The organism is Longimicrobium sp. (assembly GCF_036387355.1).
Lineage (GTDB): Bacteria > Gemmatimonadota > Gemmatimonadetes > Longimicrobiales > Longimicrobiaceae > Longimicrobium.
The window spans coordinates 20,215-29,177 of sequence record NZ_DASVTX010000399.1; the positions used below are offsets into that span (position 1 = coordinate 20,215).

Annotated in this window: 7 protein-coding genes; 3 read left to right on the forward strand and 4 right to left on the reverse strand. The window is 69.9% G+C overall.

From position 1 onward, the window contains the following. Positions 1-182 precede the first annotated feature (182 nt). Entirely contained in the window at positions 183-1,421 is a 1,239-nt protein-coding gene (locus tag VF665_RS17595) for an MFS transporter (protein ID WP_331054756.1), read from the reverse strand. Positions 1,422-1,720: 299 nt separating this feature from the next. On the opposite strand from VF665_RS17595, the gene VF665_RS17600 reads away from it, so the two are divergent. Further along, the gene (locus VF665_RS17600; protein WP_331054757.1) at positions 1,721-2,857 is read left to right on the forward strand and encodes a type I restriction endonuclease; all 1,137 of its coding nucleotides are present in this window, start codon (positions 1,721-1,723) and stop codon (positions 2,855-2,857) included. 86 nt (positions 2,858-2,943) lie between these two features. Here VF665_RS17600 and VF665_RS17605 read toward each other — a convergent pair whose 3' ends face one another. Both VF665_RS17605 and VF665_RS17610 read right to left on the reverse strand, forming a co-directional pair. After that, positions 2,944-3,375 (reverse strand): hypothetical protein, encoded by a 432-nt coding sequence (locus VF665_RS17605; RefSeq protein ID WP_331054758.1) that lies wholly within the window; start codon positions 3,373-3,375, stop codon positions 2,944-2,946. Between the two features lie 136 nt (positions 3,376-3,511). Further along, positions 3,512-3,883, reverse strand: a complete 372-nt coding sequence (locus VF665_RS17610) for a hypothetical protein (RefSeq protein WP_331054759.1) — start codon at positions 3,881-3,883, stop codon at positions 3,512-3,514. A gap of 879 nt (positions 3,884-4,762) precedes the next feature. Between VF665_RS17610 and VF665_RS17615 the strand changes: the two genes are divergently transcribed. Next, a complete protein-coding gene (locus VF665_RS17615; protein ID WP_331054760.1) occupies positions 4,763-5,161 on the forward strand; it encodes a hypothetical protein in 399 nt (132 codons plus the stop codon). A 238-nt stretch (positions 5,162-5,399) separates the two neighbouring features. Beyond that, the gene (locus tag VF665_RS17620) at positions 5,400-5,705 is read left to right on the forward strand and encodes a hypothetical protein (protein ID WP_331054761.1); all 306 of its coding nucleotides are present in this window, start codon (positions 5,400-5,402) and stop codon (positions 5,703-5,705) included. Between the two features lie 201 nt (positions 5,706-5,906). Here the strand turns inward: VF665_RS17620 and VF665_RS17625 are convergent, their stop codons facing one another. Further along, complete coding sequence (locus VF665_RS17625) at positions 5,907-8,492, reverse strand: zinc-dependent metalloprotease (RefSeq protein WP_331054762.1); 2,586 nt, start codon at positions 8,490-8,492, stop codon at positions 5,907-5,909. Positions 8,493-8,963 lie beyond the last annotated feature (471 nt).

An 8,963-nucleotide genomic window follows, 5' to 3' on the forward strand; every position in this document is an offset into this window, starting at 1 on the left:
AGATGACGATGGGCTCGCGCGCGGTCGCGCCGAGCGGACCTGCACCGCCGAACCTACGCGAACGCGGGTGTTGTTGTCAATCGTGTCCTGAAAGGTGAATGCAACGCGTGAGCGCCGGCCGCTGGCCCGCTGATCCGGCGGGCCGTGCGGGCGCGGCCGGCGGGGTCCCGCGGGGAGCCGGATCAGTTCAGTTCATCCAGCTTGCGGAGGGCAGGGACGCGCCAGGCGGTGATGCCCACGACCGCCAGCGTGGCTACGCCGCCCAGCACCACGCTGCGCACCACCCCCAGCAGCCGCGCCGCCACGCCGCTTTCAAACGAGCCGATCTCGTTGCTCGATCCGATGAAGATCTGGTTGACCGCCGACACGCGCCCCAGCATGTGCTCCGGCGTGCGAACGGTGAGCAGGGTACTGCGGATGACGACGCTCACGTTGTCCAGCATCCCGCTGATGGCGAGCAGCGCCAGCGACAGCCAGAACGAGCGCGACAGCGCGAACACGATCCAGCAGAGCCCGAAGCCCGCCACGCACAAGAACAGCTTGGGCCCCGCATTCCGCAGCCTGCGGTGCGCGATGATCACCGACATCAGCACCGCGCCGGCGGCGGGGGCGGCGCGCAGCACGCCCAGCCCCTGCGGGCCCACGTGCAGCCGCTCATCCGCAAAGATGGGGAGCAGCGCCACCGCCCCGCCGAACAGCACCGAAAACAGGTCCAGCACCTGCGCACCCAGCAGCGCCGGCTGGGTGAACAGAAAGCGGATCCCCACGGTGAGGTTCTTCCAGATCCCCTCCTCGCCCGCCACGATCTCGCGGGTGCGCGGCGTGTAGGCCATGGCGCCCAGCGCCAGCAGGGCGAGCGCGCACAGCACCGCCTCGGCCACGTACGCCAGGCGCGCGTCTGCGAACCCGTACAGCAGGCCGCCCAGCGCCGGCCCCAGCACCGCCGCGCCCTGCCACATGGACGACCGCCACGCGATGGCGTTGGCGTACGTTTCCCGCGGCACGATCTCCGCGCCCAGCGCCGTGCGCGCGGGCTGCAGAAAGCTGCGCGCCACCCCGCTGGCGAACACCACCGCAAAGATGGGCCACACGCGCCCGTCCCGCAGGAATTCCGGCCGCATCGCGAGGACGAGCAGCGCAACGGCGCACAGCACCTGCAGCGCGGTGGAGTACATCGACAGCGCCTTGCGGTTGTGCCGGTCCGCCACGTGGCCCGCGAACAGCGCCGCGCCGATGAACGGAAGCGCCTCCGCCAGCCCCACCAGCCCCAGGGCGAGCGGATCCCGGGTGATGGCGTAGACCTGCCATCCTACCACGGTGGCCTGGATCTGCGTCCCCAGCGTCATGGCCACCAGCGCGGCCACGTACCACCGGAACGCGGGGTTGCGGAGTGAAACGTACGGATCGAGGCGTTCGGTCATGGCGGCGCATCATCCCGGAAAAAGGGGCCGCATGGTAGCCCGCCGGGGCACCCGCGGCAACCGCCCGCGACATCGTCGGACGCCCGGCGGCCGGTACGCGGCCGCGAGCCCGGCTTCAGCTCATCCGCGCCGAACCCCCGTCACGAGCCAGCCCTTCGCGGAGTGGATCCGGTTCCACACCTGCGCAGGTGCGGGGCTGGCCATCGATGTGGGAAATCCGGTCGCCGCGCCCGACGAATGGATCGCGCGTGCGGCTCTGCCGTGGCGCTCGTCCGTCATCCTTCGCCCGCCACCGGCCCATGTCCCAGGAATTCCGCGCCACCGTGATCGCCCACGCCAAGGTCGCCGTAGACCGGGCGGGGCGCGCCTCCACCGAAGCCGCCACGCAGCAGTACCTGGTGCTTCCGTTCATCCAGGTGCTGGGGTACGACGCGCTCGATCCGGACGAAGTGGTTCCGGAGGCGCATGCGTCATTCTCCGACAAGTTCAAGAACCGGGTGGACTACGCCATCTACCAGGGCGGCGCGCCCGTGATCGCCATCGAGTGCAAGAAGGTCGGCGCTCTCTCGGAGGCCAACCGCGGCGAACTGAAGGGGTACTTCAATGCCGTAGCCACGGTAAAGCTGGGCATCCTCACGGACGGCCTCGTGTTTCAGCTGTTCACGGATACCGGGCTGGAGAACATGATGGATGACGAGCCGTTCGCCGTCATCAACCTCGCCGAGGTCGCGGAGGAGCGCCTGGGCGGGACCGAACTGGATGCGCTGCTGCGGATCCGGAAGGGCGTCTTCAACCCCGCGGACGTGGGTTCCGACGCACGCCGCAAGATCTACCTGGGAGCGTACATCGAGATTCTGGACCGCGCACTGGCCGAGCCCGACGAGCGGTTCGTGCGCACGCTGCTGGATATGGCGAACATGGAAGGGCGGCGCACCACCAGGATGATCGAGGAGCACACGCCCATCATCCGCGACGCCGCGCAGACGCTGCTGGACCGGAAGATCCTGGCCCGCGTGGGCTTTGCGGAGCGCACGGACCTGGTGCGGGTGCCGGAGGGCGCGGTGGCGGATACGCCCGCCGTGGCGGCGGTGGCGCCGGAGCCGGCCGCCGGAGGGGGCGTGGTCACCACGCAAACGGAATTGCGCGTGCTGGATTACGTGCGCACCCGCCTGCCGTTCCTGATCGCCGGCGACGAGGAACTGTTCACGCGGCTGAAGAACGTGACCAGCGTGGACCACAAGACGGTGTTCTGCGTCTACTACAAGCAGGAGCGCAAGGGCCGCTTGTTCAACTTCTGGGAAGGCCGCTCGCCCACGCAGTACCGCTTCGAGTTCCCGATGACGGAGGGCCCGGTGTACGTGGACACCGACAACCTGGGTGACATCGACGCACACCTGACCGCCATCTACCGCAAGCGCGTGGAGGAGATGGGCTGACGGCCATCCCGCGTTCGCGTACGACGAAGCCCCGGTGCCGCAAGGCGCCGGGGCTTTTCAGTCGTTCGTATCCCGATCCTGACAGGTCACTCGCCCAGACGGCTCATTCTGGAACGCATGGAGCGGCCGGGGCGCAGCAGCTTCAGGGTGGCGGCGTCCAGCTGCACGGCGGGGCCTTGGTCCGTGCGCGATGCAATCCGCAGCATATCAGCCGTGTTCTTTTCGGTCATCAGCCGGCACAGGAGCTCCTGTGCCTCCAGCCGCAGCCTGAATACCTGCTGCTCACCCATCTCTCGCCCCAGAGCGAAGCCCATGAACCCGCCAGCCAGAGCGCCCGTGATGGAGCAACCCCAAGGGGATATTTCGACCAGATAGCCGAAGCCTACCCCGGCCAGTGCGAAGATCAAGCCCGTGCTGAAGGCAGATTTAAGAGCCAGGCTGAAGGCGAGGCCGTCCGCGCGCTCGTAGAGCATGTCTGCATGCTGCTGCAGAATCGCGGGTTGATAGCGGGTCGTCATGACAAATGCGAATGATAGGAAATGCCTGAAATGCCGGAAGCGGCGCGGCGCAGGCAAGCTACTTCTGCGTCTTGAAGCGATCAAGCTTGTTGTGATCTGCCGTTCCACTCGCACTGTCTGACGGATTGGCTCATGATCAAGAGGCGGTGAGAAGCTGGTTGCGCTGGGTCCACTCCAGGCAGGCGAGTCCGCCGACGAACAGGGCCTCGGCAAGCAGGTTTCCGACTCCCCACACGGTGGCGGTCCCGGAGAATCTGATCGCGCAGAACAGGCAGAAGCCCGCCCACGCCAGGTTGGCGAACACCAGCAGGTTGATCAACGGCCGGGGCCGCGTACTCCTGACCGCGAGGGAGAAGGAGTACGAGGCGTAGAGCAGATTGGCCGCGGCGAAGAAGAACAGGAGCCCGCGCGGCAGTGCGTACAGGTTGCTCAGCCATCCGCCGAGGAGCAGCATGACCGCCCCGGCCAGCGCGCCGGCAATGCAGTCCACCCACAGCAGCTTTCGCATCAACAATCTGTGCGTCCGGCGCGGAGAAGGTGATCCCACAACGCTTGCCGGCGCGCCAACGAACGTCGGCGCCGATCGATCCGCACCGATCTGGTCCGGCTCCTGCCGCCCGCAACGTAGGGCGGCGGAGCCGTAATCGACAACCGCAGGCACGCTTCCCTTACGATTGCCGTGCATCCTTTTGTTGTGGGTGTGGATCCGATGCTGATCGCCGCAATTCCCTTGGAAACTGGCGTGGGGACAGAGATCCGCGTCGCCGAGGGTCTCCTGAGCGGATGAATCCGCCGCTCAGAAAGCGGTAAGCCCCGACTCATAGCCGCTGTCGCGTCTATGATCGAGGCTTCAACTGCACGGGGCTGAGGAGTCCCGCGGCATCGCCCAACTCTCCGAAACGCTCCAAAGTTCAGTTGCCGTGTGCCCCCTCTCCTACATCTGTTCGTGGGAGAGGGTGGACGCGTCTCAGCGCGGCCGGGTGAGGGCGCGGCCGGGTGAGTGCCACACCTGGCCGCGCACACCCCACGGCGGTCAGGGGACGTTGATGCGCGCCTGGTAGCCGGCGACTTCGGGCTGGGCCGTGGTGCCGGTGCGGTTACAAACTGATGAAAATCCCGGCTTTGAGCAGGGGAAAAAGGGAGCGGGCCCGAGGGGATGATGTACGCGTCCGTCGCAGGGCGCGACGATGGATGGGGATGAACCTGCGCCGACACAAGGGACAGGGAACATCCGGGACGATGGAGGGCGTCCACCGATGATCGGCCCGTGATCGCTCAGGGCCTCTCAACGTGCTGCGGTACAAGGGACTGGCGTGGTTCGTGCCCAGCCGGCGAGCCCCGGCCTCTGCCGGGACGGTTCCATCCACAGAACGCAGGAGAGAGCGCCATGACCAACAAGATGCTGATCGCCCGGGTAGCGCTGATTCTCGCGGTCACCCCGGTTGCCTACGGATGCCGCACCGCCGCCGCGGTGGGTGCCGGCGCGGGCGCCGCCACCATGGTGAACCAGAACGCCGACGCCCTGGTGGACGCGCCCATCGGCACCGTGGAGCGCCGCACGCGTTCCGTGCTCGCGGGCATGGGCATGACGCTGCGCGACGTGGCGTACGAGGACAACGCGACCGAGCGCGAGTTCGAGGCGCGCTCCGGCGACAACGTGGCGCACGTAAAGCTCGAGGCCGAAGGGCAGCGCACCAAGGTGGGCGTCTCGTACCGCCGCGGGCGCATGGACTACAGCAAGGAAGAAGCGACGCGCATCCTGAACGCGATTCAGAACGCGCGCTGAACCGGCGGGCCAGACAACGGGGGAGCGCTTCCACTCGCGGAGCGCTCCCCCGTCTGCATCAACCCGGAAAACCGCTGCAATCCGGAACCATGCGGGCCGGCGCTGGTACGGGTGCAAGGCGCACACGCGCGTGGCCGGTCCAGGCACCCTGGTCGGCCGCGCGTCCTGCATCCGCCGCGGCCGCCCACCCCACCCCGCGCCCGCCGGAGCCGCACCCCGCCCCACCAGGAGAACCCCCATGTCCGGATTCTGGACGCGCACCCGCATCTTTCTCGCGCTCGTGTGGATCGCCGCCATCGCCGCGGAAGTCGTGGTGCTCAAGCTGGTGGAGCGCACGGACAGTTCGTGGGTGCTGCTGCTCTTTCTGGCGATCCTGGTAGTCCCCATCGTGGCGACGGACATGACGGTGCGCTGGGTGAAGCGCCCCCGGCGCGAGCGCTGGGCACGCCACGACGTCGCCGCGGAGCTCGCGAACTCGCGGCCCCTCATCGTGGAGCCCCCCGCGGACTCTGCGCCGCAAGCCCCGCCCTCCGCCGCGCTGTAGCCGCCAGCTGTCGTACGGGCAGATGAGGAGAGCCCCGGTGCCGCGCAGGCATCGAGGCTCTTTTCCGCTCCGTGTTTTTGTGCGTCGTCAGGCCGCCGGCTCTGCGACGGACAGCGGGATCACGGATGAGCCACATAAGAAAACGGGCCCCGAGGCATCGCCTCGGGGCCCGCTCTTTCTATCCCCCGGAACCGCGGACGCTCAGCGGGCGGCGGTGCGGCGGGCGGGGTCCAGGATCTCGTCCACGCGGGCGGACACGTCCGCCCAGTGCGCGCGCTGCATGCCGCTGGTGGACGCCGCGGCGCGGTCTGCCTCGGCGCGGATGGCGCGCAGCTCGGCGCGGGCCAGCGCCGGAAGGTCGCTGCGGGCCACGTTCACCGGCTGCAGCAGCGGCGGAATCGGCCCGTTGAATCCGCCCTCGCCGCCGCCCGGGAAGGGCGTGGGGGCCGGCGGATCCACCAGCGCGCCCAGGCGGTCCACGTACGTCCGCTGGATGGCGCGCAGGTTGGCGTCGGGCGCGCGGTTGCTCCACACGACGCGGCGCAGGTCGGCCATGTACTCCGCCGGCGAGTACGCCGACGCGCTCATCTCCGTGCCCATGGTGAGGCGGTCCAGCCGGCGCGCGTCCAGCAGCTCGCGCACGATGGCCGACTGCGCGCTCATGAGCGGCGACGCGCCCGTGCGCGAGGTGATGGCCTGCGGCTCCAGCCACTCCGGCGTGCGGATCACGTTCTCCGCCAGGAACGCCAGCGCGCGCTGCTGCCGCGCGCGCGGCACCGGCGAGTACACGGCGCCCGGCTGCCCCGCCGTCTTGGGATCCACGCTCACGCCGCCGATGACGGAAGCCACGTGGCGCATGTACAGCGACCAGATGCCCACGGACTCGTTGTACAGCTCGATCAGGTCCGAGTCGTCCTCGCCCGGCCGCGCGGTCCACGCGGGCAGGTTGGGGATCACCCGGCGCATGTTGGCCAGCGCGTAGGTGGTGGCCGCCACCGGATCGTCGCCCAGGTCTTCCGTCTGCGCGCGCGGGTCGATGCCCGACAGGTACTGCGGCAGGTAGCGGTAGGCGAAGGGGCCGGACTGCGTGCTCAGCATGCGGTCCAGAATGGGGCGCTCCGCCTCGGCCGTGGCGGCCTGCGGAAACACGCGGTAGCCCCACTCGATGATGAAGTCGTCGAACGGCCCCAGGCGGCGGATGAAGTCCGCGGGCTGCAGCCCGTCGCCCGGCTGCGCCACGTAGTTCTGCCGCGCGTAGTCCATGATGGTGGCCGACACGCCGTAGCGCCGCGTGAACGACGGGCTGCGCAGCGAATCCACCGGGAACGACGCGGAGGCGATCATGTTGTGCGGCAGCCCCAGCGCGTGCCCCACCTCGTGGGTGATCACCTCGCGCATGGTCTGCCCCATGAGCGACTCGGGGATGTCGAGCGTGCGGGCCGCCGGGTTGGCGCCGCCCGTTTCAATCATCAGCCGGTTGCGGTACGAGCGCATGTGGTTGTGGTACCACACGATGTCGCTCTCGATGATTTCGCCGGAACGCGGGTCCACCGTGCTGGGCCCCTGGGCGTTGCGGGTGGTGCTGGCGGCCCAGCGCACCACGGAGTAGCGGATGTCTTCCGGGTCCCACTCCGGGTCGTCGGTGGGCGGGTCCATGGCGCGCACGGCGTTCTTGAAGCCCGCCTTTTCAAAGGCGCTGTTCCACTGCTCCACGCCCTCGCGCACGTAGCGGCGCCAGCGGGTGGGGGTGGCCGGGTCGATGTAGTACACGATGGGCTTTACCGGCTCCACCAGCTCGCCGCGCGCGTAGGCGGCGGGGTCGCTGGGCTCCAGGCGCCAGCGCGCGATGAAGCTTTCGGTGGCGGCCTTCTGCTCGTCGAGCCCGTAGTTGATGCGCTCCACGCCGAAGTAGCCGGCGCGGGCGTCGGCGTAGCGCGGGCGCATGGGGGTGCGGGGGAGCAGCACCAGCGATTCGCGCATTTCCAGCGTCACCGTGCCGCCGCTGCGGTCCGACGGGGGCGCGCCGGCCTCAAAGGTCTGCGTGTGGCGCACTTCCACGTTCAGCGGGTAGCTGCGCATGGTGTTCACGAAGCTGCGCGCCGGGTCCAGGCGGCGCACCTTCCACTGGTCGCGCTGCTGCGTGCTGAGCCCGCTGAGCGCCGGCGTGTCGCCACCAAAGAAGTCGGTGACGTCCACCACCGCGCTGCTGTCGCGCCCGTACGCCGCCACGGGGAAGGCGGCCAGGATGGCGCCCAGATAGTTGCTGGCGACGGAGCGGGCGATGGGGAGCGAGTCCGCCGCCACGGCCGCGGTGCTGACGGCGCGCAGAATGGCGCGGTCGCCCTGGCGCTCCCACCGCACCAGCCGCTCCTGCACGGTGGCGCCGGCGGGGATGTAGGCGCCAAAGCCTTCCGGCACGGCGGCCACGCGGCCGACGAGCAGGAAGTCGCGCCGCATGAGCGAGTCCGGCAGCTCCAGGAACCAGCGGTCGTCCACGCGGTGCACGGTAATGCCGCCGGTGTCGGACTTGGCGCGCGCGGTGATGACCTGCGCGTAGGGGCGCGGGGCGCGGGACGCGCCCGCGCCGCCGCCGGATCCGCCCGCGCCCGCGGTGGCGCCCGCCGCAGCGCCGGGTGCGGCAGGCGCGCCGGCGGCCGGGGCGCCCGTCTGTGCGGCGCCCGGAGCGCCCGGGCGGGGGGCGGGAGCCGTGGTGCCGCGGGGCGCCGGCGCGCACGAGGCCGCTGCCAGCGCCACGGCCACGGGGCCGAGCCAGTGAATGCTTCGCACGATGTGCCGATGGGTTAGGGGGAGTGGATGCCGAATGGTACGCCGCCGGTGCGAGTCCGGCCAGTCTCCGCGCGCACGGCCGGCGCGCCGCCCTGCGCAGCGCCGTGCAAAACGGCGCCGGAGCGGGCGGGAGTGGAGTGACGCGCATAGGACACCGCCGCGCGCCGGAACGTTTGTCGGGAGGCGGGTTCGAGGGGAGCAGGACGGGAGCGTGTGGTGTGGAGGGGACGGATTGGGGCGGCGGGCGGTGTGGCCCTCACCCGGCTCGCTAAAGCTCGCCACCCTCTCCCACGAACAGATGTGGGAGAGGGGGCACACCCCAACGGCGCTCCACCCCGGCCCTCCCCGTGCAAACTGCCGCACGGAGAGGGGAGAACGGCGGCTCGGTGCGCTTCGGACGGTGCCGCGCGGTCGGAGAGGCCCCCTCTCCCCGGCCCTCTCCCCCGCGGTCGCGGGAGTAAGGGAGTCCGC